The organism is Promicromonospora sp. MS192, assembly GCF_049532985.1.
GTDB lineage: Bacteria > Actinomycetota > Actinomycetes > Actinomycetales > Cellulomonadaceae > Promicromonospora.
On sequence record NZ_CP186693.1, the window covers coordinates 1496890 to 1520411 of the forward strand.

Annotated in this window: 24 protein-coding genes; 9 read left to right on the forward strand and 15 right to left on the reverse strand. The window is 67.6% G+C overall.

Features of this window, described 5'->3' with window-relative positions:
• Window positions 1-86 precede the first annotated feature (86 nt).
• Window positions 87-839: a DNA-methyltransferase gene (locus tag ACO229_RS06715; protein WP_423465273.1), complete on the reverse strand. Its 753-nt coding sequence runs from the start codon at window positions 837-839 to the stop codon at window positions 87-89.
• 438 nt (window positions 840-1277) lie between these two features.
• The gene (locus ACO229_RS06720) at window positions 1278-1709 is read right to left on the reverse strand and encodes a hypothetical protein (protein ID WP_423464244.1); all 432 of its coding nucleotides are present in this window, start codon (window positions 1707-1709) and stop codon (window positions 1278-1280) included.
• A gap of 245 nt (window positions 1710-1954) precedes the next feature.
• On the opposite strand from ACO229_RS06720, the gene ACO229_RS06725 reads away from it, so the two are divergent.
• Window positions 1955-2143, forward strand: coding sequence for a hypothetical protein (locus ACO229_RS06725; protein WP_423464245.1), 189 nt, complete (start codon window positions 1955-1957; stop codon window positions 2141-2143).
• Between the two features lie 440 nt (window positions 2144-2583).
• On the forward strand, window positions 2584-2805 hold the full coding sequence (locus ACO229_RS06730) for a hypothetical protein (RefSeq protein ID WP_423464246.1): 222 nt from the start codon (window positions 2584-2586) through the stop codon (window positions 2803-2805).
• Here ACO229_RS06730 and ACO229_RS06735 read toward each other — a convergent pair.
• Window positions 2802-3629 carry a hypothetical protein gene (locus ACO229_RS06735; protein ID WP_423464247.1) on the reverse strand — a complete coding sequence of 276 codons (828 nt, stop codon included), beginning with the start codon at window positions 3627-3629 and terminating at the stop codon, window positions 2802-2804. The genes ACO229_RS06730 and ACO229_RS06735 overlap by 4 nt on opposite strands.
• 402 nt (window positions 3630-4031) lie before the next feature.
• Between ACO229_RS06735 and ACO229_RS06740 the strand changes: the two genes are divergently transcribed.
• The 4 genes from ACO229_RS06740 (at window position 4032) to ACO229_RS06755 (ending at window position 6894) form a co-directional block, all read left to right on the forward strand.
• Window positions 4032-4556, forward strand: a complete 525-nt coding sequence (locus ACO229_RS06740) for a DUF6283 family protein (protein ID WP_423464248.1) — start codon at window positions 4032-4034, stop codon at window positions 4554-4556.
• 567 nt (window positions 4557-5123) lie between these two features.
• Window positions 5124-5276 carry a hypothetical protein gene (locus ACO229_RS06745; RefSeq protein WP_423464249.1) on the forward strand — a complete coding sequence of 51 codons (153 nt, stop codon included), beginning with the start codon at window positions 5124-5126 and terminating at the stop codon, window positions 5274-5276.
• A gap of 233 nt (window positions 5277-5509) precedes the next feature.
• Complete coding sequence (locus tag ACO229_RS06750) at window positions 5510-6031, forward strand: hypothetical protein (protein WP_423464250.1); 522 nt, start codon at window positions 5510-5512, stop codon at window positions 6029-6031.
• A gap of 407 nt (window positions 6032-6438) precedes the next feature.
• A complete protein-coding gene (locus tag ACO229_RS06755; RefSeq protein WP_423464251.1) occupies window positions 6439-6894 on the forward strand; it encodes a hypothetical protein in 456 nt (151 codons plus the stop codon).
• Window positions 6895-6996: 102 nt separating this feature from the next.
• Here the strand turns inward: ACO229_RS06755 and ACO229_RS06760 are convergent, their stop codons facing one another.
• Together ACO229_RS06760 and ACO229_RS06765 are read right to left on the reverse strand one after the other, a co-directional pair.
• Entirely contained in the window at window positions 6997-8271 is a 1275-nt protein-coding gene (locus tag ACO229_RS06760) for a Y-family DNA polymerase (protein ID WP_423464252.1), read from the reverse strand.
• Window positions 8268-8720: a LexA family protein gene (locus ACO229_RS06765; protein WP_423464253.1), complete on the reverse strand. Its 453-nt coding sequence runs from the start codon at window positions 8718-8720 to the stop codon at window positions 8268-8270. The genes ACO229_RS06760 and ACO229_RS06765 overlap by 4 nt, the downstream gene beginning before the upstream one ends.
• Before the next feature lie 550 nt (window positions 8721-9270).
• Between ACO229_RS06765 and ACO229_RS06770 the strand changes: the two genes are divergently transcribed.
• The gene (locus ACO229_RS06770) at window positions 9271-9465 is read left to right on the forward strand and encodes a hypothetical protein (protein WP_423464254.1); all 195 of its coding nucleotides are present in this window, start codon (window positions 9271-9273) and stop codon (window positions 9463-9465) included.
• A 97-nt stretch (window positions 9466-9562) separates the two neighbouring features.
• Here the strand turns inward: ACO229_RS06770 and ACO229_RS06775 are convergent, their stop codons facing one another.
• The 7 genes from ACO229_RS06775 to ACO229_RS06805 form a co-directional block, all read right to left on the reverse strand.
• A complete protein-coding gene (locus ACO229_RS06775) occupies window positions 9563-10273 on the reverse strand; it encodes an SOS response-associated peptidase (protein WP_423464255.1) in 711 nt (236 codons plus the stop codon).
• A gap of 35 nt (window positions 10274-10308) precedes the next feature.
• Window positions 10309-10704 (reverse strand): hypothetical protein, encoded by a 396-nt coding sequence (locus tag ACO229_RS06780; RefSeq protein ID WP_423464256.1) that lies wholly within the window; start codon window positions 10702-10704, stop codon window positions 10309-10311.
• 12 nt (window positions 10705-10716) lie between these two features.
• Window positions 10717-11298: a hypothetical protein gene (locus ACO229_RS06785; RefSeq protein ID WP_423464257.1), complete on the reverse strand. Its 582-nt coding sequence runs from the start codon at window positions 11296-11298 to the stop codon at window positions 10717-10719.
• Window positions 11295-11552, reverse strand: coding sequence for a hypothetical protein (locus tag ACO229_RS06790; RefSeq protein ID WP_423464258.1), 258 nt, complete (start codon window positions 11550-11552; stop codon window positions 11295-11297). Before ACO229_RS06790 ends, ACO229_RS06785 begins: the two co-directional genes overlap by 4 nt.
• A gap of 128 nt (window positions 11553-11680) precedes the next feature.
• Window positions 11681-11977 (reverse strand): hypothetical protein, encoded by a 297-nt coding sequence (locus ACO229_RS06795; RefSeq protein WP_423464259.1) that lies wholly within the window; start codon window positions 11975-11977, stop codon window positions 11681-11683.
• A 165-nt stretch (window positions 11978-12142) separates the two neighbouring features.
• A complete protein-coding gene (locus tag ACO229_RS06800; protein WP_423464260.1) occupies window positions 12143-12268 on the reverse strand; it encodes a hypothetical protein in 126 nt (41 codons plus the stop codon).
• Window positions 12269-12294: 26 nt separating this feature from the next.
• Entirely contained in the window at window positions 12295-13344 is a 1050-nt protein-coding gene (locus tag ACO229_RS06805; RefSeq protein ID WP_423464261.1) for a protein-L-isoaspartate O-methyltransferase family protein, read from the reverse strand.
• Window positions 13345-13687: 343 nt separating this feature from the next.
• On the opposite strand from ACO229_RS06805, the gene ACO229_RS06810 reads away from it, so the two are divergent.
• Together ACO229_RS06810 and ACO229_RS06815 are read left to right on the forward strand one after the other, a co-directional pair.
• Window positions 13688-14452, forward strand: coding sequence for a GntR family transcriptional regulator (locus ACO229_RS06810; protein WP_423464262.1), 765 nt, complete (start codon window positions 13688-13690; stop codon window positions 14450-14452).
• A gap of 347 nt (window positions 14453-14799) precedes the next feature.
• Entirely contained in the window at window positions 14800-18489 is a 3690-nt protein-coding gene (locus tag ACO229_RS06815) for a P-loop NTPase fold protein (protein ID WP_423464264.1), read from the forward strand.
• Window positions 18490-18703: 214 nt separating this feature from the next.
• Here the strand turns inward: ACO229_RS06815 and ACO229_RS06820 are convergent, their stop codons facing one another.
• Genes ACO229_RS06820 through ACO229_RS06830 form a run of 3 tightly spaced genes read right to left on the reverse strand, consistent with a single transcriptional unit; the run spans window position 18704 to window position 23458 of the window.
• Window positions 18704-19546: a thiopeptide-type bacteriocin biosynthesis protein gene (locus ACO229_RS06820; RefSeq protein ID WP_423464266.1), complete on the reverse strand. Its 843-nt coding sequence runs from the start codon at window positions 19544-19546 to the stop codon at window positions 18704-18706.
• Between the two features lie 28 nt (window positions 19547-19574).
• Window positions 19575-20648: a lanthionine synthetase C family protein gene (locus ACO229_RS06825; RefSeq protein WP_423464267.1), complete on the reverse strand. Its 1074-nt coding sequence runs from the start codon at window positions 20646-20648 to the stop codon at window positions 19575-19577.
• The gene (locus ACO229_RS06830; protein WP_423464268.1) at window positions 20642-23458 is read right to left on the reverse strand and encodes a lantibiotic dehydratase; all 2817 of its coding nucleotides are present in this window, start codon (window positions 23456-23458) and stop codon (window positions 20642-20644) included. The genes ACO229_RS06825 and ACO229_RS06830 overlap by 7 nt, the downstream gene beginning before the upstream one ends.
• Between the last annotated feature and the right edge of the window lie 64 nt (window positions 23459-23522).

Sequence of the window (23522 nt, forward strand, 5' to 3'; positions counted from 1 at the left end):
AGCGAGTTACCTGGATTCGATCCCTCAAGGGCTGGATCAGGGCGCTGCCAGCGACCGGATCTGGCCGAGGACGGGGGCACGCCTGGCTAGAGGGTACCGCCCAGGTCGAGCACGTCCTGGGACAGCCTTCGGGCCGTGGCCTCGCACTGCTCCTCACGCATCTCGATCAGGACAGCGGAGCGTGCGATGTTCCGGGCGGCCACCGCGGTGGACCCGGAGCCGGCGAAGGCGTCCAGCACGGTCCCGCCGGGTGGGCAGGCGTAGCTGATCAGGAGCTCCAGGACGCTGATGGGTTTCTCGGTCGGGTTGATCGTCCCGGTCCGGTTCTTCGGCGCGTACAGCACGGACTCGACCAGCCGGGTCCCGGTCTCGGTCCAGGTCGAGGGCCCGTACCCGGAGTGCGTGGTCGGCCCCGCGTGCCGGGTGGTCGCATGGCTCCGGCGGCCGCGCTGGTGCTGCTGGATTCGGGGTGCCTGGTGGTACAGGTCGCGCCACGGGCCGCGGTAGAAGTGCAGGACGTGCTCGTGCACCCTGCGGAACCGGTCGGTCGCGGGGCTGGTGGCCCGTCCTTTGTCCCACACGACGTCCTGGGACAGGCGCCACCCGGTGAAGTCGTCCCAGTGGTCCAGGAACATCCGCATGGACCCGAACGACCACATGCTGCTGGTGTGGTCGGCGACGAGCTGGGGCCATCCGGTGGGGTAGGTGTCCCAGTCCAGGCTGGTCTCACCGTAGGGCGGGTCGGTGACCACCAGGTCGAACGAGCCCAGCTGCGGCAGGACGTCGAACACGTTCCCGAGGTAGAGGGTCACGCCCTGGTCAGAGAAGTACGGTTCCATCCCGCTCACCAGCCGGCCGTAACCAGAGCTGCGTTGCCTGGCGTCACGGCGGTAGGACGGGCTGACGAGGACAGGGCGGGGAACAGATGCGATGCGGTCATGGGGGCCAGGTGTGCAGCGAGCACCGCGTGTCGCGGCATCGGACTGGCGGGTAGAACGCTGGCCCGGGCCGCTCGACGCAACGGCTGGACCCGAGCGCGGTCACCACTGTCGCCCTCCGGGCTGGACACCAGTGGCGAGGTGGGGTGGCGTGGGATCACACGACATCGTGTGATGGTGCCGCGGTGGCCAGGGCCGGTGCTGGTACGCGCCACGCCAGAATCCTCCGCGGGAGCTGCGGGATGCCGGCGCGTGCCGGACAGATGAGCCCCGCCCCCACGCAGGCCCGGACACCGGTCCGGGCGCCTGGACGACCCGTCTCGTCCGGACCCTAGGGCGTCAGCCCTGGGGATCGTCGGCCAGGACGGTGCGGAACAGGCGCGCCAAGATCGCCTCGGTGATGCGGGTGTTGACCGACCACGTGGCCAGCAGGTCAGAGATCGTGATCGAGGCCAGGTCGGCGGCCGTTTCCAGGCCGTGACGTCGCAGGATGTTGTGGTGGCGCGAGGGCCAGTCCAGGGTCACCAGATCGAACGTGGGCGGCAGCGTCGGAACCAGTCGGTCGACAGGGGTTGTGGACTCCTGCTCTATCGCGCGGCGCGCGATGGACACCGCCAGCCGGTCCAGGCCCGACAGTTCACGGGCAGCGAGATCGTCACGTTCGGCAGGGGACAGATCGAGCCACGGGAACGTCGCGCACAGCTCAGCGGCACCAGGGCGGTCGCCGGGGTGCTGACCGGTGTGCGGGGCCGCGGTCGTGGCGGTGTGCATCGGTGGCCTCCAGTCCTGGGTGGGGGATTTGTCTACTTCACCAGACGCGTGCACGTGCCGTGACCATGTCCTGCTCATTTCACCCGCCCACGGTGGGTGAAATGAGCAGCAGCACCCGGCATGTCGATCGTGCGCGACGTCCCGGCAGAGCGCATCAGGATGATCGACGGCAAGAGACGCCAGTGCAGGGGCGTTCTCGGGTAGGTTCTGCGTGGTGGTGACCCTGGTGTGGAGGCGATGGGCCCATGGAGCTGCGGTACACGGTGCCGATCGGCATGGTCGTGACACTGCCCGATGACCCGGACGACCGGGACTACGACTACGCGCACCAGGCGGTCCGGGGCGTGCTGAGCACCCTCACCTCCGATGACCCCACCGTGTGCATCGGCTACGCGCTCGACTTGCCCGACCCGGTGGAAGTCCCCGACACCTGACCCGCTTCCGGCGCCGTCCGACGGCCGGCATCGGGGCTGCGGACGGCACCTGACGGTGACGTGCCCCGGTCACGAGCTGGAGCTGTCGGCCGGGGTCGACGGCACGAGCGGCGACGAGAAATCTTGGGGTGCTCGGGTCGTGGGCGGGGCCGGATGGACTGCTGCCCGGGGACGTCGTGCGTCCGTAGGATCTGCCGTGGTTCATCACGTCGCCGTGGCGTGGTGATCCGCAGTCAAAGAGAACGAACTGCAGATGCGTCAGCGCCTCAACACCCGCCGGAGATAGTGTGCGTACCTGGTCGACTTGGCGCGGGATGCTCGACATGCTGTTCCGGCCAGCCAGGCTGAACCTGCACCCACACCGGTTATTCGTTCTCGGCGTCAGCTGGATGCCCTCGAGTCCGCTTCCGCCAGGTGGCTGCCTCTGGCACTCTTGTCGCATGACCGATCTGAGCCGTCAGCGCGAGATGGAACTGGTTCACCTTGTCCAGCAAGATCCACACCGGTGGGTGGATGTGATCCTGTCGGGGGACGACTCTGCTTTCGAGGGGTTTACCGCGGACGAGCGCAAGGTGATCGAGAACGTCCAACTGCGCCGGCTCAACGATCTGAACCGGCGCAGGGTGGAGGACGAGCTTCGGGAGTGGCGCGACCGCGACTAGAGGTCCTGCCAGGCGAAGTTCCCGGCGAAATCTATCCAGTGGCGCTGGCTTGCGTACTCGAACACCCAATCCGCAAGAATGTCGGGACGAGGTGTCACCAGGCCTTCGTACACCATGTGATATGACTGACCTAGATAGCTTTCATGTTCCCAACTCTCCAGGAAGATCTGCCGGTAGCTTGATGGGAATTGCATTGGCGAGCAGGTCGTGAAGTCGTGGGCGACGGTGTCGGGGAACGGAAAGTTGCGTCGCCACATCCTGCAGTCGAATGGGCTGACCTGGAAGGTTCCATTGGTGGCCGTGATGTCACCAAAGAGGTTCATCTCAGGAAAGAACGTCTGTTCCAGCGATGTATGAATTGTCACGACCTGCAGCACGGTGCACGTCTCACTGCAAAACCCGAATTCGAAATCCTGGACGGCGTCGCGCGTCGTGAGAATCGTAGACGGTGCCAGAGCGGTGTTGCCGAATTCGGTGTCTGCATAACCAATTACGGCAGCGCGCTTGAGTGCCTCGGGTGATTCGTTGAGCGCGTCCAACTTTTCCTGAGCTGACGAGCGGCGTTCCGCGGAAAGGTTGTGCAGGTACGCATCGATACCCTTCCCGTCCAGGTGGTAAAGGCTGTAAGCGAGAGCGGCCGCCTCCATGTCGGACACTCCATCGCTCACAAAAAGCAGACAACCCTCAGCGCCATTCTGGCTGGGGCATTCCTCCTTGAACCTCTCCCCGCTGGACTTAAACTCGCTCGCGCTCAGGCCGGAGTTGCGCCCAGGACCCTCCTTCCCATCGCCGGCGGCCGCCGGCGTGAACGATACGAGCGTCATGGTGATTGCTGCGGCGATGGCTAGTGCAAACTTTCCACGCATTTGCATGTTTAGCCCCCATCGGTGTCGGGTATGCCCGTAATGTGACCTTCCGTTTCGACGGTACGTGCCCACGCCAGCCCGGCCAAGAGAAGTAGCGGGTGAAGAATCCCTGCACGTGCTCTAGCGACCCTTGGGGGAAAGTGTGCTTCTCGGGCCTCCTGATGCCCGCCGTTGCGTTCATCGCCGTGAACGCGCAGGATCCGTCGCACTCCCACGACAACACCTTGGCAGGGGTGCGCCGCGTGCCGTACGAGGCAGTTCCGAGCCGACATCGTCGCCTCCGACCGTACGAGACCGTGGCGGGCTACGTCGTCAGGTGCCAGGGCCGGGTCGACGACCTCAGCGACATCGTCCATGTTCATGGGTTCGACCTGGTCGTCGGGGCAGCCCAGGGGAGGCGCCTGGCCGGCTGGAGGTGGGCACGATCAGGCTGCGAGAGCGTTCTTCGCCGCCAGACGAGCTGACGCCTGCCGGTCAATCTGCCGCCATTTTCGATGCGTCCATCGACCGCCTCATGCGAGCGTCCATTTAGCTAGGCACCGACGTGTGCGATGGGTTGCACACGTTCCGGGCAGCGAGGACCTGCTATCGCCAGTGATTTACTCTCAGGACGCGCGCCTCTGCGCGGGCTGGGTCGGATGCCACGACATGGGCGACAACCTCGCCGCCCGCGTCGCTGTCATAGAAGGGCAGCTCGACGTTGATCAGTACGAGCAGCTGATGAGCTACACGACGAGCGTGCCGTTGTTCGAGACGGGCCGGGCGGCGGCCGAGCACGGGCGACGTGCCGTCCAGGCTCCCGGGCCACGGGCCCGGCAGGTGATCCGCAGGCTGCGCCGCCGGCAGCGCGACCGGGCCGCCACGCCCGATCTGGACCAGACCTGAAGCCTGACAGCACCCGTGAGCGGGACCGCTCGCCCAACCTGCCGAGCATCTCGCGACGGTCACCCCCAGGCACCAGCCTCTGGCACGTTCGCGTGACACCTGAGCGCCGTGAGCGCGTGGCGCAGCGCCGGAACGGCCGCTCGACCCGGGGGACGGCGCGGTACTGGCTGCGCGTCCGCCGACGCCGGGGCGGCGGGACGTGATCAGCACACTCGCAGGCGGTAGCGGGAGGGGGATCGGATGGATGACGCAGCAGTAGATCGGCGAGACGTTCACGACGACCTCTCAGTGCCCAGAGGACACCGTCAGGACCATCCGGATCCTGCGGCAGAACCAAGCTGTCGCTGTGCGGTCGTTCGTCGCGGTGAACGTCGCGCACCAGGCCCGGCCCGACCTGGTCGGGCGGGGGTTGACCATCAGCGCAAAGACCCTCACCGGCGGCGCCTGGCGCCACCTGGAGACCACCACCGGTCCGACGGTCGCGGCGGGGTCGTCGTCCGCGGCGCGGCAGGTCGCGGCGGGGACTGCCAGCCGAACAAGGTCCTGCACACCGCGACGATCACCCGCATGGCCCACGACCCGGACACCCGCGCCTACGTTCAGCGACGCGCCGCCGAAGGGCTCACCACCAGAGAGATCCGCCGCTTCCTCAAGCGCTACCTCGCCCGCCAGATCTACCGACTCCTCAACGCCACCGAACCAGCCCCCAGCCCGGCTTGACGAACATAGAAGGATCTCTACCGATCTGAGCCCCCGGCCACCGTGACCGGCGTCACTGACCCTATCGATGATGGCCCGCATCGAAACCTGGTGTGATACAGCGCAGCACCGACTTTCGGTCGCTACCGAAGTTTGTGGTAGGTGCGAGCGGCCGGAGCATAGGTTCGGTGTGTTCCGCGCAACGCCAGGCACCGTGCCCGGTGAACTCGGCGCGGAGCAGGAAGAGAACCCAGATGACACTCCAGAAGCGCTGGCTCGCCACGCTGTCGAGTGCGCTGATGTCGCTTCTCTGCGTCGTCGGCGGTACCCAGGCAGCGCAGGCGTACGACGACCGACACCTCACCGTCCCAGTCGGCAACCGCGTCACCGACGTGACGAGCGACGCGAGTAGCGGCGAGATGGCGCCCGCGGCCTGGACGCCGAACGTGACCCCGCTCTACACCGAATGGGAGGAAGCGCATCGCAACCTGACGACCGAAGCGCGGAATTACTTCCTGAACAACTGCCCGAACGAAAATGTGTGTATCGCGGTTGGTCAGGGCGACGGCCGCCACACAGTCTTTAAGCTCTGGTACTGCAACGAGCGCACGCTGTCCAACTTCATCAATGCCGGTGCCGTCGCCAACCACCAGCTTTGGCCCAAGGTGGGAACCGTCCGGTTTACCGGCCCAGGCGTGCCTGCTCTCACGTTCGCTCCCCGCCTGGCCCCCTATTCATTCGACCCCTTGCCGTACAACCGGGTCGAACCCTGCTGAGACCTGTCCGCCAGCACATAAATTCGGGTGCCGAGGGATACTGCGCAGCGGTCTCGCACCAGCCGTCATGAGGCGTCCCGACCGCGAGCCGGGGCGCCTCATCGCCTTGGACGCGTTCAACACGCCAGGGGTTGCGCACTGACAGAACACGGCGAGTAGCCGAGGCTCGGCACACGTCACCGCTCCGGAGCGGGACCGCGGGCCCAACCCGCCAAGCATCTCGCGCCGGTCGCCCACGGGCACCGGCTCTGGTGCGCTCGGGTCACACCTGAGCGCAGTCGGGGCATGGCGCGGTGCGGAACCGGGTCTCGACCTGAGGCCGGCGCGGTACTGTCTGCGCGTCCGCCGACGCCCGTTCGGCGGAACAGGATCAGCACACTCGCAGGCGATCGTGGGAGAGGCATCGGATGGCGCAGCAGTGGATCGGTGAGACGTTCATGACGACCTCGAAGCACCCCGAGGAGGCCGGCCGGACGATCCAGATCCGGGCGAAGAAGCCCACGGGGTCGTTGTCGTTCACCGTGGTGAACGTCGCGCACCCAGCCCGACCTGACCTGGTCGGGCGGGAGTCGACCATCAGCGCCAAGACCCTCACCGGCAGTGCCTGGCGCCGCCTTGAGCCCACCACCGGCCCGGCCGCTCGGGCGGCCGCGCCGTCCGCGGCGCGGCAGGTCGTGGAGGAGACGTTGGCCAGGATCCAGGACCGGCACGACCAGGAGAACCTCGAAGCGCACACCGACTGCGACACCCTGGTGCTCCTGGGCGGCATCCGTGCGGCCCTGGCGGCCTGCGACAACGCCCCGGGTGGTCTCGACCCCGCGGCGGTCCAGGTCGCCATCGCCGCGGGCATGCGCGCCCGCTGACCCAGGGTCGCCCGGACTCGGGTCAGGGGCGAGCCGTTCGCCGTGCGCACGACTCGAGCCGTCGAGCGCCACCCCGATCGTGCACGCGTTGGGGTGGTGGGGTCAGGCGCGGACGGTGGTCAGCTCGGCCCAGTGGGTGGTGGCCCTGCGGGTGAGCATGGGTCGTTTCATCTGCCAGGCGGGGCCGGGGCGCAGGCCGGCGTATCCGAGGCCGAGCATGTCCTTGCCGACGTGCTTGTGGACCTGGTCGATGAGGGTTGCGATGCCGGCGTCCTCGTGCCGGGAGGCGAAGATCTCCAACGGCCGCTGCTGCCCGGCGGTGGTCAGGTCGGTGAGCAGGAGTCCGGCGCGGGCGTACCGCGCGCCGTGCATGATCTGCGGCAGGAGGCGGTGCGCGGCGCGGGTCAGCTCGACGGGGTCCGCGGTCGGGAACGGGAGCCGCACGGTGATCGTGGGGTGGTGCCTGTCCTGGGCGTGGTGGCTGGTGCCGGCGAAGACAGTGATCTTGTGGGCGACCTGGTGGTGCTTGACCAGGCGGGAGGCGGCCTGCTGGGCGTAGATGCTCAGCGCCTGTCGCATCACCGCCACCGTGGTCACCTTCTGCGCGAAGGAGCGGGAGACGATGATCTGCTGCTTGCGGCCGGTGCGGTCTTCCTCGGGGCCGATGCACGCCACCCCGCGCAGCTCCAGCGCGGTGCGCATGACCACGACAGTGAACTGGCGGCGCAGGCGGGCGGGGTTGGCGGTGGCCAGGTCCCACACCGACATGATCCCGTACCCACCGAGGCGTTGCTGGAGGCGGGAGGCGATGCCCCAGACTTCCGAGGTCGGCAGCGCGCGCATCAGCCGCTCCCGCCACTGCGGGTCGGTCGCGGGCCACACGCAGACCCCGCCGAAGGTGGGGATCTTCTTCGCGGCCCGGTTGGCGAGCTTGGCCAGAGTGCGCGTGGGGGCGATGCCAACGCAGACCGGTACCCCCAGGAGCCTGCGCAGCGCATCGGTGATGTCGTGCCCGAGCTGCGCCATGGCCTGCGGGTCCGCGGAGGTGCGCCGGTCTACGGTCAGGAAGGCCTCGTCGATCGAGTAGACGTCCAGGTCGCTCGTGAAGCGCTCCAGGACGTCCATCACCCTCCTGCTCATGTCGCCGTAGAGCTCGTAGTTGCTCGACACGGCCACGACGCCGAGCCGGGCAGCGTCCGGTCGCAGTTCGAACCACGGCTTGCCGAGGTCCAGGCCGAGGCGCTTGGCCTCTTTGCTCGCGGCCACGACCATGCCGTCGTTGTTGGACAGCACGACCAGGGGCACCGTCTCCAGGGCGGGGTTGAAGACGCGCTCGAAGCTGGCGTAGGCGGAATTGACGTCGACGTGCGCGATCACCGGCGACCTCGCAGGTGGTGGATGCAGTAGGTGACCACGCCCCACACCTGCAGGTCGGACAGCTCGGGCACGACGATGTCCGGGTGCGACGTGCTCTCGGCCCGCAGCACCACCCCGCCAGGGCCGACTTCGAGGCGCTTGACGGTGAGCTCACCGTCCAGGACGGCGACGACGACGTCGCCGTCCCGGGGCGTCTTGGACCGGTCGACGAGGAGCTCGTCGCCGTCGCTGATGCCGACCTCAGTCATGGAGTCGCCGGCGGCCCGGACGATGAACGTCGCCGCGTGGTCCTCGACGAGCATGTCGGTGAGGTCGATCGGGCCGTCGTAGTAGTCCTGCGCCGGGGAGGGGAACCCCGCGGGGACCGATACCGGGGCGATTCGCAGCGCGGTGGTGCTGGTGGGGCTGATGGCGCCGGTGCTGGCGGGGCGTGGTGACAGGGCGAACATCACGCCTCCCAGACCGCACGATGGTAGTACATGTGTTCGAGTGTAGGTCTCGGGAACGGCAGCGCGACAACGGACCTGGTCACAGGACTGCCGCCCGCGACGCACCCTCCCGCTGGGGGGCTATCCGCTCACCAGCGAGCGGAAACTCCCGGCCTGTCAGCCAGGTACTGGGTGCGACTCCAGAGCCGAGGCCCTCATCACGAGGCGGCCACCTTGACGCATGAAGGCGCCGTGAGACTTCCGCCGCGGCTGACCTTCCGCTCACCAGTGAGCAGTAACCCCGAGGGGCTCCGGCGGCCTGCAGGGATTGCCGCCAGAGCTCGTAGGCCTCCACGTTCTGCCGCTGCTCCTCGGCGGCGGCGATCTCGCCGGCGTCGGGCCCGTCCGGTAGCTCGAGGGCCTCGACCTGGTCGGCGTCCAGGCGCAGCCACAGCGCGGAGCCGAAACGTCCAAGCGGCGGCACATCAGCCCGAGACGGTAACCCGCCGCGGCGGGTCTTCTTCGCGTCAGCTCCCTGGACAAGCGGGGGACACACGGAGAGGAAGACGGCATGAAGAAGCAACCGGCCCCCAGGGGCATGACGTGGTTGTTGGCCAACGCGCTGGTGGGTGAGCACGTGTTCACGCAGGTGTATCAGACCGGCGGGGATCCGAGCGCCGCGGCCTTCGTCACGGTGACGGTTCTGGCAGGGCCCGAGGTCGCCCGGGTCATCGGGCTCTGGCAGTATGGCTCAGCCTCCGGTTGACCGGAGGGCCGTGGCGACAGGACGGCGTTCCTCCCCACGCTGCTTCCGCGGGTGCTCGCTCTTATCGCCGGGACGCGGTCACGGGCGGGCACCCCGATCACTCGACGGGGTGCACGAGCTCGGGGCCGTCGTTGCGGACGTTACCCACAGCAGTGCCGACCTTCACGGGCGCCAGACGCGGCTCGGGGATCGTCGCGATGAGCGCGTCGACGTCGCCGGCGTCGGTCAGCGCAGGGTCCAACCACGCATCCCAGGAGTCCTGCGGCAGCAGGAGCGGAGAGCGGTCGTGGATGTGCCCGAGGGTGTCGGTCGCGTTGGTCGTGATGACCGCGAGAGTCCAGAGCCACCGGCCGTCTGCACCGTCGTCCTTGCTCGGGTCGGGCCACAGCTCGTACAGGCCCGCCGCAGCCAGCGACTCGCCAGTTGGATCGGTCAGGTAGAAAGGCTGCTTGCGACCCTTGCCCGACTCGGGCGCCTGCCACTCGTAGTAGCCATCCATGGGCACGATCAGGCGACGCCGCGAGGCCGCCTTGCGGAAGGCCGGCTTCTCCGTGATCGTCTCCACCCGCGCATTGATCATGCGCGCCCCGGCCTTGGTGTCCTTCGCCCACGACGGCACCAACCCCCACCGCAATGTGCGCAGCTGACGCACCGCGTGCCCGCCTTCCACCCGCTCGAGCACCGCCCGCACGTCCTGGGTCGGCGCCACGTTCCACGACGGCCCGAGGCTTTCGCCGACGAGCTCGGCGATATGGAACCGGTCGGCGAGTTCTTGATCTCGACGCGCGTTGGCGTACCTGCCGCACATAAACGTCAGTCTGGCGGGATCTGCTCGTGCTCGCGTTATGAGCGCTTAGAGTGACGACAGTTGTTGGTCGTACTGGCGGCGGGGTCATCTGTGGTCGTCCGCGTCGCCGGGTCGAGCGGGTCAGCGATCACGTCCAGACGGCGCCAGTGGATCAGCGCGGACATTCCCGAGTCGAACGCGACCCAGGCGCCATCATCGGCAGCGAGCACACGATTGCGGCGGATCGCACCTTCCTGCCCGGCCAGTGACTCGCCCTCCCACGAGAGCAGCGGCTCCGCGTTCACACGGACCCGTAACCCACGCGGCCACCGCTCTTCCAGATCCCAGCGGGCCTCGTCCCAGAACCGGTCTCGGAACGACAACTCCTCGGCGTCCCAGCCCTGATTCGCGCGTGCACGACGCCCCGCAGCATCAGCCAACCCAGACGTCACAGGGATACCTCTTCAACGTGTCTTCGCGGTGTGCATGGATCGAGCCGCCACCCGCGAACTGTGCTGGCCCGTGGTGAGGGTATCCGCGTGTGCTGTCCCGGGAAGCCGGGGCGACAGCGCGGTTGTGGTGACCAGCACTCGCAGACGGGCTTGGATCTGCGCGATGGTCTTGGTGCAGGTTGGGCAGGATGGCGTGTCGGGGTGCGCCTGGGCGGCCAGGAGGTCGCATGCCTCCCAGACGAGCCGGTGGATCTGTGCGGGCTGCGCCGGCGTGGTGGTCCGGAGGGGTTCGAGGACCTCGACCAGCGCGGCAGGCAAGGTGCGGCGCGCCGGTCGGAGCGCCCGGCAGGCCACTGCGGCGAGTAGGAGTCCGGTGGCGAGTGTCCAAGGCCGCTCATGCGGAACGGAGGACCGCAGGAGCTCGACGCCCACGACCGTCAGAGCGATCGACGTCACGGTCAGGAGGCGCTCGCGTGCCAGGTTGTGTCGTCGGGCGGTCTCGTCAGTGCCTGGGTCCAGGACGCTCGTGGTCGCCGTGGTCACGGCCAGCCGGATGCCCGCCGTGGGCGCGTGCAGCGTGTGGCGGCGCGTCATCGCGCCTCCCCGAGGGGGGTCGGCGCGGTCACGGTGACCAGCACGGGCTGTTGCGCAGACAGGTCTGGCACGCGGCCGGACCAGCTGCGCCACGCGACATCCGGGTCGGGGGGCACCAGGGGCAGGTCGAGGAGGGCCGCGAGTATCTGGGCGTGCGTGGTGGTGCTCGCGGTCAGGGTGATCTCGGTGACCGTGACCGTCTTGAGCCCGCGGGAACGGACGGTATTGCGGGCGTCGATCTGCAGGATCGGCACGCCGCACCAGGCGGTCAGGACGGCTGCCTCCCATTGGTAGTCCCGTCCTGCCATCCCGGGTGGGCGCTCGACCGTTGTCGTGGGTCGTGACACGGGTGCTGGGTCCAGGAGGTTGTCAGTGGCGGGGTTCACCGGGGGCCACCCACGACGTTGATGGGCCCGGTCGGGTTGACCGGCGCAGCGGCGATGAGGTGCTGGTAGGCGAGCTGCCATGCGCGGGACGAGCACACCTGCTGCCACGCTCGCCGCCACAGCCGCCTGACGGGACCGGTGCACCGGTGATCCTGGGCTTCAGGCACATGGTCGGCCAGGATCGCCTGCAGCGCGCGGACGGTGGGGCCCAGCTCGGCGGGAGCCATCACGGCCACCGACGCGGCGTCCGCGTGCTGGAGCAGGTGTTCCAGGTCATCGAGATAGTCGCTCACGATCCGATGTGTCGCGTGTCGGTCTGTCACGGTGGGCACTGCAGGCCTCCCAGTCGGGTGGTCGAGGTGTGGGTCGGATGTGCGGGCCTTGCTGCTCTCGTCGTGGTCGGGCGTCGTGGTCGGTGGGCACGGTTGTTCCGGCTGGCCGGCTCCCGTGGTGGTCGGTCAGTGGCGGTAGGCGGCGACGGCCGCGACCACGAGTGCTGCACTCACCAGCAGGTAGCCGATCAACAGCGGGAGCTCGATCATCGGGATGCTCGCTCTCGTTCTGGGGCCGAGATCTGGTGCCACCTCGACCAGGAGGGGGAAGGTCGGGGTCAGTCCTGGAAGCGGACTCGGTAGCCGTCGCTGTCGTGCATGATCACGGCGGTCAGCTCGTGGGTGGCCGGTGCTCCTTCTGCTCGCCAGTCGGCGATCAGGTCCAGGAACCGTGCCCGGGGCAGTGACAGCTGCGGGTTGGCCACGAGGCGGGTGGGAGTGATCATCGCGGCCTCTGGCGGGCCGTCGGGCCGTGCGGCCAGGCCCGTGCTGCGGGGGGCCCGGGCGCCGATCCCGATACCTTCCCCGTGCTCGGTGACGGTGGTGAACAGGCCCGCCGGGCGGCGGGCAAGCAGCCAGTGCTTCAGGTCCAAGAACTCACCGGGCCCGCCCGGCCAGGGCTCTTCGGCGCCCGTGCGCAGGGCGGCAAGGAGGTCGGCTGCGTCGTCGGGGTCGCCGCTGGTCGACGCCAGCCAGTACCCGGAGTCGTCGTGGGCGGTCACGATGTTGGCGTCTGGTGCGAGGGCGGCGGTCTGTGTAGCGGCGGTCAGTGCCGGATGGTGGCCTGCGTGCACCGTGACGTCCCGGTCGCCCCATGGAGTCTTGGTGATGTGCGCGACGGCATCGGTGCCGGGCAGATCGGAGACCGCCGCCCCGGTGACCAGGGTCCCGCCAGGGGCGAGCTGGTCGATCCAGGCGGTGGGGATCGCGGCCGGGGTGCCATGGACGACGATGCGGTCATAGGGTGCGCGGCCCGCGTGCCCAGCCATCGGGTCGCCCGTTGCTGCGATCGCCCCGTGGCCGTGGGCAGCGAACAGGTCGCCGGCTCGTCTGGTCAGTGTCTCGTCAGCGTCGATGGTCAGGACGTGACCGCCTGGCCCCACGGCATGAGCCATGAGGGCTGCCTCGTAGCCGGAACCGGTACCGATCTGCAGGACCCGCAAGTTCGCTTCGAGTCTCAGCGCCCGCAAGCTCTGCACGGTGATGGCGGGGGAGGTGATGGGCCTGACCGCGTCACCATGCTCCCCGAGGAAGACCTCGGGAGGGATGGCCCGGGCGGCGTGCGCGACGGCGTCGGTGCCGGTGATCGTGCTGCGTGTGCTGTTCATCGAACTCCTCGAGTCCTTCGGCAACCGGGCCCTTCGCAGGGTCCGCGACCAGGAGTGCCCGCAGCTGGGGGTCAGCAGCAGGCAATGGTGATCTCCATCGCTCCCATTTGCTCTACATCAAAGGTATAGCATGTAGAGCAAGAGTCTGGGAAGGGGCGGCGCTGACACGAACTGTTGCTGAGCCGCCGGCGCGCAGAAGGTGGCCCTTTGCCAGGCTTGGCAGAGATGCAGGCCCGCCGGCGAACCTGGCTCACGATGTTCGCGGCGGCTATGCTGGAGGCAGGTGCCCTATCGTGCTCCACATAGCTCGGGGACCTCCACGAGTAGAGCAAACAGCGACGGGGTGGAGTACCCGATGGAGAGAAGAGGGATCGGCGGCATGACGCGAGCTGTTGGATACGCTGCAATCGCCGAGCACTTCCGGGCTCAGATCCGCGATGGAGACCTGCGCCCTGGTGACCGGATGCCGACGCTCCGACAGGTCATGGACCAGTGGGGAGTGTCCAACGCGACAGCAGTGCGGGCCTACGCCGCGCTCAAGAAGGAAGGCCTGACCAGCGCCAGCACCGGTGCAGGCACGGTCGTGACGGACTACGGGAGCGACAACATCGCGACGCGCGTCCGCACGCACGCGACCACGGGTGCCGCATTGGCCACGGGAGAAGTCTCCACGATCGTCGAGGTCGGTACGGTCGGCGCCGAAGAGACGGTCGCCGCACGGCTGGGCGTCGAGCCAGGATCGCCGGTCCAGGTACGCCGCAGGGTCGTGAGCCGCGGTGGCTTCCCCGTCCATCTTTCGTCGTCCTACTACCCCGCCTACGTCGTTCAGGCTGCTCCGGAACTGGCCGAGCCGGTCTCGACCGGTGGCTCACGCGAATTGGCCAGCGAGCGGCTCGGGGCCGCGCAGAGCCACGTGCTCGAAGAAGTGACCTCCAGGCTCGCCACCGAGCCCGAGAGCGCGGCCCTGGGGCTCACGGGATCAGTCATCGTGACACAGACATTGCGAACCGTGTTCCTGACCGACGGCCGCGTGGTCGAGGTCGCGCTCAAGGTCTGTAGCGGGACGACTGTCCTGAAGTGGTCGACGTCCCTGAACGACGACCACTAAGCCCCCTGAGGCGCCCAGCCCACCTGGACTACAGGCACGTGTCGCTCACCTGGCGCGTGTTGGTCAGAACAGGACCTGTGCACTCTGCAGCGCGGTGCGGTACTGCACCGTTCAGGGTCTCTCGCGCGGCCCGGCGGGTGAACCGTCCAGCCCAGCGCGCAGATTGTCGGCAGCGTCCTGGGCCCGGGTCGGCTCGAGGTGGGCCAGGCCGAGCGAGGGCTGGCACAGTTGCTCGTGTTGCGCCCCGCCCCGTGCGACAGCCTGGCGGGTGGGCACCATCGGGTGAAAGGCGGAAATAGCCCGCCACCTTTGGGGCGACTGGCCGGTGACACGCCTAGCCTCGGCGTATGGGTGACAGCACGAATGCCTCGACCACGGTGCCACCGAGCGACGCGTCGAGCCCAGGGGTGGTGCTGGCTTCACTTACCCCACGATACGAAGAAGGCGACCACGGTCTGTACCTTGAGCTGCTCAAGGACGCGATCACGCGCAACGAAGCGCACAACATCGCGCTCACTGGGGCGTACGGCACCGGGAAGAGCAGCATCCTGCAACAACTCGTTCGGGATCTTGAGGAGAACGGCGACAAGGTCGTAAGCATCTCTCTGTCGAGCCTGGGGGCGCCGGACAAGACCTCGACCGCCGAGGACGCAAACCCGGCCGCCACCACACCGACGAACCAGATCCAGAAGGAGATCGTCAAGCAGATCCTCTACCAGGCACGACCCCAGGACATGCCGAAATCTCGATTCCGGCGAACCACGCGCGGGCGCATGGTCGACGGCGTCCTGCCAGCGATAATCATCGGCCTCCTCGCTGCAGCTCTACTCGTACTGAGCGGGCAGATCAGCCGCGTGGTCAACAGCGGTGCTCTGGCGGCACTCGCAGTCTTCATCCTCGCATTCGTCGCGGTCGGTACGGGCACCTATCTCCTACTGCGCCTGACACGCGGCAAACTCGTGATCGACGGCATCTCCGCCGGGCCCTCAAGCGCAAACATCACCCTGTCTCCTCGATCGACGAGCTACTTCGACGAGTACCTCGACGAGATCGTCTACTTCTTCGACGAAACCCGTCGCAACCTGGTCGTCTTCGAGGACATCGACAGATTCGAGAACACCGAGATCTTCGAAACACTGCGTTCGCTGAACACCCTGCTCAACCGGGCTCAGCAACTCGACAAACTCCCCATCCGCTTCATCTACGCCATGCGCGACTCCGTCTTCGAGCAGCTCGGAGAAGACCTCACCGCCGCAGACCAGGCCACGGCCGGCGCAACCGAGTCCAAGCCCGCCGAGCAACGCGAGACCAACCAGGCGCACACGGTGACATCGCTCGACCTTGCCCGCGAAAGCGTGGAGCGCGCGAACCGGACCAAGTTCTTCGACCTGGTGATCCCTGTCGTCCCGTTCATCAGCCGGCAGAACGCCCGAGACCTGATGAGCAAGACATTCAACGGGCCACATTTCAAAGTCAGCCCCGAACTCATCAGCCTCGTCGCTCGGCACATCGCCGACATGCGCCTGGTCACCAACATCTGGAACGAATTCAGGGTGTTCCACCGCCAACTTATCAAAGGAAAGCACCCGGTCCCAGAACTGGACGACAACCACCTGTTCGCCATCGTCGTCTACAAGAACGTGCACCTCGCGGACTTCGAGAAGATCCGCCTCGGTACCAGCGAGCTCGACGCCCTGTACGAGTTCGGCCGCAAACACATCGCAGCAATAGCGGGCAACCGAGTAGCCATGGCAGCCACGCACCGCCAAGCTCTCGATGGTCTCGACACGCTTGAATACAGGGCCGACCGCATGACCGAGAAGCTCTTTGAACTCGCGAAGAACCTGTCGTCGAACGGGAAGGCTCGGGTCCATCTAGGAGGTCAATGGCTGACAACCCCTAAATCAATTGATGCCGCGTTCTGGAGAGATTTCATCAAGAATGACGCCAACCTCCTCATTGATACTTCGGCTGGCCATCTCGGACTCAACCCTGCACGGCTCGGTAAGCTTATCCATGAAACCTTCGATCCGGCGCACTGGGAGAAAGAGGAACGGCCGAGGCTGGAGCTCGAGCTCCACAAGCTGACGAGTGATATCGCGAAGGTCAGGCATGCGAGCTGGGCGCAACTCTATCGATCGCCGGAAGTTACCCCTCCAACAGAGTCGACGACTCCCGTCACCTTCGCGGAGCGAGCGAAGGCGCTGATCAAGTCGCCGCTTGCACGTGAGCTCATCGAGCGAGACTATCTGGACGAGTACTTCAGCCTCTACATCTCACCGTTCTACGGCGACCACATTAACGTGAACGCGATGAACTATGTACTACGTCAGGTGGACAAGGGAATGCCCGACCTCACTTATGAACTGTCGGGAGATGAGGTTGACGCCATACTCCGTGAACGCCCCGAAGCGGTTCGAGAACCGAGTATGCACAACATCTCGATCGTCGATCATCTCATCAAGGGCGGACGATCCGCGGCCAGCGTCATCGCTGATGAACTCCTGACTTCTGTCACGGCAGGGATCCCGTTCATCAACAGCTACCTCCGTCAAGGAAAGGACGCCCCCGGTCTCGTCAAGATGCTGACGCGAAGGTGGGACGCAATCTTCTCCTTCCTCGTCGAACATGCACCCGTATCCGACGGGTTGCGGCATGCGTTGGTCGACGCGGCCCTGGCGTCTTGGGACTCGCGTATCGAGTACCAGCTCGACGAGTCGGTGCGCGTCTACATCGAGGAGTACTACACGTCTTTCCCGACCTTGACGACGGACGGAAGCCACGGCAGCCATGCCGCACAGCTTGTCGTTACCGCTGGGGCCAAGCTGCGGGACGTCCGGCCGCTGAGCAAGGGCTCCCTCGCGATCGTTCGTGCGGCCAACGCCTACACGATCACTGCTGAGAACCTGACTCATCTCACTGGCGTCCAGGACCCGGCGATGGACCTCGTCAAGAAGGCCAGTGAGCCGATCTACGCGTACACGCTCGAACGGCTCGACGACTACATGGCCCTCGACCGGACCGGCCCCACGGTGATCGAGCCAGAGGCGTTCGACGAGATCGTCAACGATGTAGCGGGCGCCCACCCTGATCTGATCGAGATGTTCGTTGCCCGTGCGGACCCCTTCTGCCAGACCACACAGATTGCCAAGGTCGACGAGGTTGCGTGGAGCGCTCTCGCCCAGTATCTCAAGCTAGAGCCGTCGATCGAGAACATCTACGAGTACATACAAAAGCGCGGCGTCGATTCCGACCTTGCGACCCTGCTCATCATTCGCCCGATCACCATGTCCGGGACGCAGGACGAGGCGCGGACGGTCGCTATCAGGCTCCTTGAGGCCTCCGAGGCGATCTCCGACCCAGCCACTCGAGTCAGGGTTGCCAGCGAGATCGGCCTGGACACGCCACTCTCGCGTTCCGACATAGCCCCCGAGCCGGGAGAATTGACCGGGCTCCTCATCGCCGCCGGCATCATCCCCGACGACCAGACGAGCTTCACGCCAGACGTGGTCGCGGATCCCGGAACGCTCGAAGCCGCGATCGCACGCTCGACAGAATTCGTGCACTACATGTCACCGACACTCGTCCCGGCAGCGGCAGTCGCCACCGTAATGGACAGTCGCCGCGTGCCCCGGCCAGTCAAGCAAATGATCGTAGACCACCTTGACCAATACACCTCAGGCGTCGATCCGCAAGGACTTCGGGCCATCGCAGAATACTGCGAGAGCCAGAAACTGGAACTCACCGAAGAGCAGCTTGCGGCACTGATCAATGGTGCCGCCAGCCCTCAGACGCTGGTCGCACTGATCGCCCGATCCATTCCGGAGCCCGCCACTGTGCAACGTTTGGTCCACCAAATCGGCGACGTCTATGCCGAGATCAGCAGCTACGGCACATCGAAACCCCTAGTCCCCGCTGACGACGCCCACAGAGCAATCCTCAGCCGCCTCGAAGAGGCAGGCATAGTCACCAGTTTCCCCGAAACATCCGACGGCAAACACCTCCGCGTCCACCGCCACCATCGGCCCCTAGACTGAACCCGGCCCCTAGAGCAAACATCGGTCCTGACCGGCGAACGTCTCGACGAATCGTGCCGCCACGTAGCCGGCGCTGATGCCCAGATCGATCTCGGGACTGTCGGGCAGGTGAGCCGACCTCTGCACGTCGGCCACTGAGTCGATCCGTTCTACCGCGCGATCGAACTGCTCACGGGCGCTCGCCCAGTGGTCTGGGTGTGGCGCACGGGGTCTTCTACGTCCGAGGACTGCTGGAGTGATGAAGGCCTGTTCCGTGCTGGCTGGCCGTGGTGATCTGTGCGTTAGTGTCCGGCAGGCAGGGTTCGTCTCCGAAGGTTGCCTGCATTGCGGCGCGGGCAAGCAATGCCTGGGTTGTCGTGGGCAGGCCGAGCCGGTTCCAGGCGAAGAGCACATGCAGGGCGATGATCGCCCGGATTCCGCGTGTGAGCTCGCCGTGGTGGCGCAGTGCCCGGAGGGTGTGGCCGGTTGCTTCGTAGGTGGAGAGCCAGTCGGCGCCGACGAGCTCGGTGCGGGCTTGGCCGAGCAGGAGCTGGCGTATGCCGTTGCTGTAGGACGTCCACGCCTCGGTGGTGGGTGCTGGGGTGGGCAGCGCGGGGCGTTGTTCGGCGACCTTGGCCCAGACGTCTCCTTGTTCGTTGGGTTCCAGTCCGGCGGCGCGCATCAGGGCGGTGAACAGGACCAGGGACCGCTCGGGTCGGTCGGTCGGGGCGTTCCTGAGGTAGGTCAGGAGGTTGCGGCTGTCGCCGTGGAAGAGGGCATGGGCGGCGTTCATCCCGCCTGGGCCGCCGAAGGCGTGTGTTTCCGGTTCGTAGATGTCGCTGGTCCAGGTGGTCCCGTCGGTCAGGAGCGGGTGGACCGGGTCGCTGTTGGACGGTTGCGCGAGGAGGTAGCGGATGCGCCACGGGCCTTTGCGGACGTAGAACCAGGCTGTGATGAGCCTGTCGGTCTCGGCGGCGGGCAGGGCGCTGGTCAGGTGGGCGACGGCTCGGTGTTCACGCTGTTCTGGGGTTGTGCCGGGGTAGTCGATCGTGACGTGTTTCCAGGTGGTCTGGTCCATGGTGGTGTCCTTCGTCATCGCAGCGGGGTCAGCACAGTAGGAGGCATGCGTCCCAGTTGGTCCTGGTCCCGGCGACAGCGAGCGCGGCGCCCGCGCGGCCGTCGAGCAGGCCCGGCTGCTCGCCGGCGGTGATGGTCGCGTCGTGGAGGGCTTGGAGGTGGTCGATGCTGAGCGGTGTGAGCGCGTCGGCGGCGATCCGGCGGCCGGTAGTCAGGGTGCCGGCGGTGCCGTGACACAGCCCTCGGTCGGTGAAGCTCCCGGTCTGGGCGGGGTCGAGGATGCAGGCGGTGAACGCGGTCTCGGCGCGTCGTTGACGGGTAGTGTCGCCGAGGGCACGGGCTGCCAGTTGTAGGGCTCGGGTGATGCCCGGTGTGCCGTAGCACCAGGACGGCCGGCTCGGATCTGTCTGGCTGGGCTGGTTGTGTTGGAGGTCGGTGCGGGTGAGGGTTTGCGGCCACCAGGTCGCGCCGTCGGCGGTGTGTTGTTCCCAGGTGTCGAGCCAGGACAGGATCCGGTGGATGGCCTTGGTCTGGCCTTCGACGTGGAGGCCGTCGAGGTGGGTCAGGGAGAGCAGGGCCAGGGGTCCGGTGATGCCGTGGGCCATGCCGTGGTTGCTGTGCCCGCCGGCGGGGTCGGGCTGGTCCCGTCTGGGGCCGTTGCTGCACCACCAGCCGGGCAGTTCGCCGACTGGTTCGGTGAGGCGGACCAGGTAGGTCAGGACGTCACGGAGCAGGTCGTGGTCGCCGAGCCGGCGCAGGGCGACGCCGAGGCCGGTCAAGCCGCGGATCAGGTCGTACTCGGCGTAGTCGGGACGACGGCCCTGGTCGATTCGTCGATGAGCTGCGTCCAGCTTGCGGCGAGTGACGATCACGGTGCCGTCGGAGGCTACTGCACGGGCATCAGTGAGTTCCGGCCACGATGCGGTGGCCAAGACGAACGCGAGGGCGGGCGCGCCGTGGAAGAGGCTGGCGTTGTCGGCGACGCTGACACCGCCCCCGACGGCGTCCTGCAGTGCGGTGAACGCTGCGGCCCGGTCGCCGGCCTCCAGATGGAGCAGCGCGATGCCAGCCGCTCCTTCGGCGAGCGACTGCCCGGTCACCACGACGCCCCCTGGGCAAGCACGGGGTGCGCACGGTCCGTGCGGGCAGCGTTCGTGCGGGCGGCGTTGAGGTGGGCGAGGCTGGTCAGGGCGAGGGATCGGGCCAGGCGCAGGCAGTGCCGTTCGGAGTCGAGGTCGACGCCGATCATTCGGGCGTGGTGCATGTGCAGCAGGTCGCCCAGGATCCGGTCGACGTCGAGACCGTCGCGGTCCACCCGCACTCGGTAGGCAGCGACCGCCTCAAGGAGGTCCTGGTCGATCTGGTACTCGCGGGCCGCGGCGAGCTGTGCACGGTCCAGGCGCGGTCCGCCGCGGTGGGGCGCGTGGTCGGCGAGCCAGCGGGGAGCGTCGCCGGTGAAGGCGTGCGCGATGGCCAGCATCCCGGCGGCAGTCGACGCCTGCCGGTCTCCGGACAGGCGGCTCAGGGCGGTGCGGGAGTCGGCCGCGAACATGGCCTCGGCGGCGGCCAGGGTCTGGCCGGTGCCGTATCGGGTCTCGGGCCGGTAGGTGTTGAGGCTGTAGTCGGTCAGGAGGTCACCGTCGTGCAGTCTCTCGGCGTGCCCAGCAAGGAGATGAGCGGCTTGGGCGTGAGTGATGTCGTGGAGGGGGACCCGGACTCGCAGGTGGTGGTCTGGGTTGGGGTAACGGATGAACCAGGCGCCCCGGGGCAGCCCGGTCCGGGCCAAGTAAGCCAGGATCGGATCGGTCGGACCGTGGAACCGGGCTTCCAACCACTGCCCGCTGCCTGGCCGATGCTGGATCGTGGTGGTGGGCCTGACGGGTCGAGGGGCCGGCTGAGGTGTGGGTGGTGTGCTGGTCAGGGTGAGGAGGATCTCGGTGGGGCGGCCGCCGATCCAGCCGGACGGGCCGGGAGCCTCGGTCAGGACCGCGTCCTGGTTCCGGTCGAGGTGGCTGCGTAGCAGGGCGAGGTGGGCGTCCTCGTCCAGGTCGAGCCGGATCCTGACGTCGTCGTCGCCGAGCAGCACATGCCGCGGGATGTGATGGCCCTCGCGTCGGCGCGCCCAGGCATCGTGCCACTGGGACCATGTTCCGGCGCGGGTGGGCAGGGCCGTGCTCGGGATGGCCCAGCGGGCGGGGTGCAGGATCGAACGGCCTCGTCGGACCTTGGGCAGGAAGGGCAAGTTGCCCGCGTACCCCCACTTGAACGGGGTGCAGGGTGCGTTCCAGGCTGTCCAGATCTCGGTGAGGAATCGGGTCAGGGGTTGCTGGGCGGTCGCGAGCAGGACGGCGTTGAGCAGCAGGGGCTCGATCACGTGCCCGGTCGTGCGGGACTCCAGCCACAGGCGGTGGGCGTCGCCGGCGACGGCGAGGTCGTCAACCGTGTGCGCGGGGTCGGGGTGGAAGTCGCCCACCGGCAGGACAGGAAGGAACTGCGGGGTGCGGGCGAGGGCGGCCAGTCGGGCCTGCAGCGGAGGTGCGGACAGCTGCACGAGCCGTGCGCCGGGCATCGCGGTCGGTAGGCCTTGGTATACGTTGCGGAACTGGTCCTGCTCGGCCGGTTCGAGCAGGTGCAAGAAGCGCGCTGCGGCGACGCCGGCGTGGCGCGCACCGCTGACCACGTTCAGGGTGAACCTGCCCTGGTCCAGATCGCCGGTGGTGGGGGCCGCGAGGGTGAATCGCAGCTCGGTGTGCGGGATCGGCGGACGGTCGTCCTGGACCGTCAGTTGGTCGAGCAGGTCGTCGTCCAGGACGACCTCCGCGCCGCCGTCCAGCGCGGACTGCTGGGCTAGACCCATCAGCAGCGAATCGGTGGCGGTGAACGGCATCGGTGTCGGGCGGGGCATGCCGCGGTAGCCGCGGGGAAAGCCGAGCACAGTGAGGACATCGCGCAGCGGCACGGCTGCTCCGGGGCCCCACCGGTCCAGGAACGCTGCGTGGTAGGTGTCCCAGCCGGGCAGTCGCGGTGCGATGGCGGTCAGCGTGTTGGCGGCTTCTTGTGCTTCGCGGACCACGGAGGGCGGCAGCGTCACGGCAGCGTCGATGCGCCGGTCGACGGTGGTCCTGTCTCCCGTCGGGGAGAGCGCGTCATGGGAATCAGGGTGGGGCGTGTGGTGGGCGGCCCGGACCACGGTGGTGATCGGCGGGCGAAGATCGGAGATCAGCACGCCCTCGCGCACCAGAGCAGTCAGCAGCACCTCGACGTCGTCGAGGCACGTCGCGAGCTTCTCGGCGGTGATCGTGGCCAGGTCAGCGAATACGATCGGCGTGCGTGCGGCCTGGACCGCAACGTGGATCGGCTGCGTCAATTCGATCTCGACGTCCCACAGGCGATCGTCCGCAGTGCGGGCGGCAGGCAGCACCCAGGCCCCGCCGCGGGCATACCCGAGCGCGTTGGTGACCACCTGTGCTGTGCGGAGCGAGGCACGGTCCTGCTCGGCTGCCGCGACGTGCCGTGCGATGTGAAGCTCGTCGGGGCGTGCAATGTCGTGGTGTCCCTCGCCCCAGGCCACGGCGGTATGGGCACCGAAGGCGGCCGGCGCGATGCCCGCGAACCGGCCGAAGGGCGTGGCGCGAGTGGTCCACCGCAGCAGGTAGCGCAGGACCGTCTCGGTCAGGCGACGCAGCCGGCGGGTGGAGACCGGGTCACCACGCAGCGCGGCATCGATTCGCGTGGCGAGGTCGGGAGCTGCCTGGGTGACCACGTCGGAGAACTCCGGTAGTTCCCACACCCGGGTGAGCCAGTCGATCCAGTGTGCGGGTTGATCGGTCGTCAGGTCCGGCCAGTCGGGCAGGACCAGGTCCGAGGGGTAGGCGGCGGCCCTGACAAGTGCCGCGTGCGCGGTGCGGAACATGCGTCGATCCACGCTCCAAGAGGGTTCAGGAGATGACGCGGGCCCGGCCGGGGAGCGGCCGGGC

Bases quoted from the DNA above. Each gene is read 5' to 3' on its own strand.
- ACO229_RS06745 (WP_423464249.1), top strand. From the start codon at position 5,124: ATGGCCCACGACCCGGACACCCGCGCCTACGTTCAGCGACGCGCCGCC.
- ACO229_RS06725 (WP_423464245.1), top strand. From the start codon at position 1,955: ATGGAGCTGCGGTACACGGTGCCGATCGGCATGGTCGTGACACTGCCC.
- ACO229_RS06820 (WP_423464266.1), bottom strand. From the start codon at position 19,546: ATGGACCAGACCACCTGGAAACACGTCACGATCGACTACCCCGGCACA.
- ACO229_RS06755 (WP_423464251.1), top strand. From the start codon at position 6,439: ATGGCGCAGCAGTGGATCGGTGAGACGTTCATGACGACCTCGAAGCAC.
- ACO229_RS06740 (WP_423464248.1), top strand. From the start codon at position 4,032: ATGGGTTCGACCTGGTCGTCGGGGCAGCCCAGGGGAGGCGCCTGGCCG.
- ACO229_RS06735 (WP_423464247.1), bottom strand. From the start codon at position 3,629: ATGACGCTCGTATCGTTCACGCCGGCGGCCGCCGGCGATGGGAAGGAG.
- ACO229_RS06830 (WP_423464268.1), bottom strand. From the start codon at position 23,458: ATGTTCCGCACCGCGCACGCGGCACTTGTCAGGGCCGCCGCCTACCCC.
- ACO229_RS06785 (WP_423464257.1), bottom strand. From the start codon at position 11,298: ATGACGCGCCGCCACACGCTGCACGCGCCCACGGCGGGCATCCGGCTG.
- ACO229_RS06730 (WP_423464246.1), top strand. From the start codon at position 2,584: ATGACCGATCTGAGCCGTCAGCGCGAGATGGAACTGGTTCACCTTGTC.
- ACO229_RS06805 (WP_423464261.1), bottom strand. From the start codon at position 13,344: ATGAACAGCACACGCAGCACGATCACCGGCACCGACGCCGTCGCGCAC.
- ACO229_RS06815 (WP_423464264.1), top strand. From the start codon at position 14,800: ATGGGTGACAGCACGAATGCCTCGACCACGGTGCCACCGAGCGACGCG.
- ACO229_RS06715 (WP_423465273.1), bottom strand. From the start codon at position 839: ATGGAACCGTACTTCTCTGACCAGGGCGTGACCCTCTACCTCGGGAAC.
- ACO229_RS06765 (WP_423464253.1), bottom strand. From the start codon at position 8,720: ATGTTCGCCCTGTCACCACGCCCCGCCAGCACCGGCGCCATCAGCCCC.
- ACO229_RS06770 (WP_423464254.1), top strand. From the start codon at position 9,271: ATGAAGAAGCAACCGGCCCCCAGGGGCATGACGTGGTTGTTGGCCAAC.
- ACO229_RS06775 (WP_423464255.1), bottom strand. From the start codon at position 10,273: ATGTGCGGCAGGTACGCCAACGCGCGTCGAGATCAAGAACTCGCCGAC.
- ACO229_RS06720 (WP_423464244.1), bottom strand. From the start codon at position 1,709: ATGCACACCGCCACGACCGCGGCCCCGCACACCGGTCAGCACCCCGGC.
- ACO229_RS06750 (WP_423464250.1), top strand. From the start codon at position 5,510: ATGACACTCCAGAAGCGCTGGCTCGCCACGCTGTCGAGTGCGCTGATG.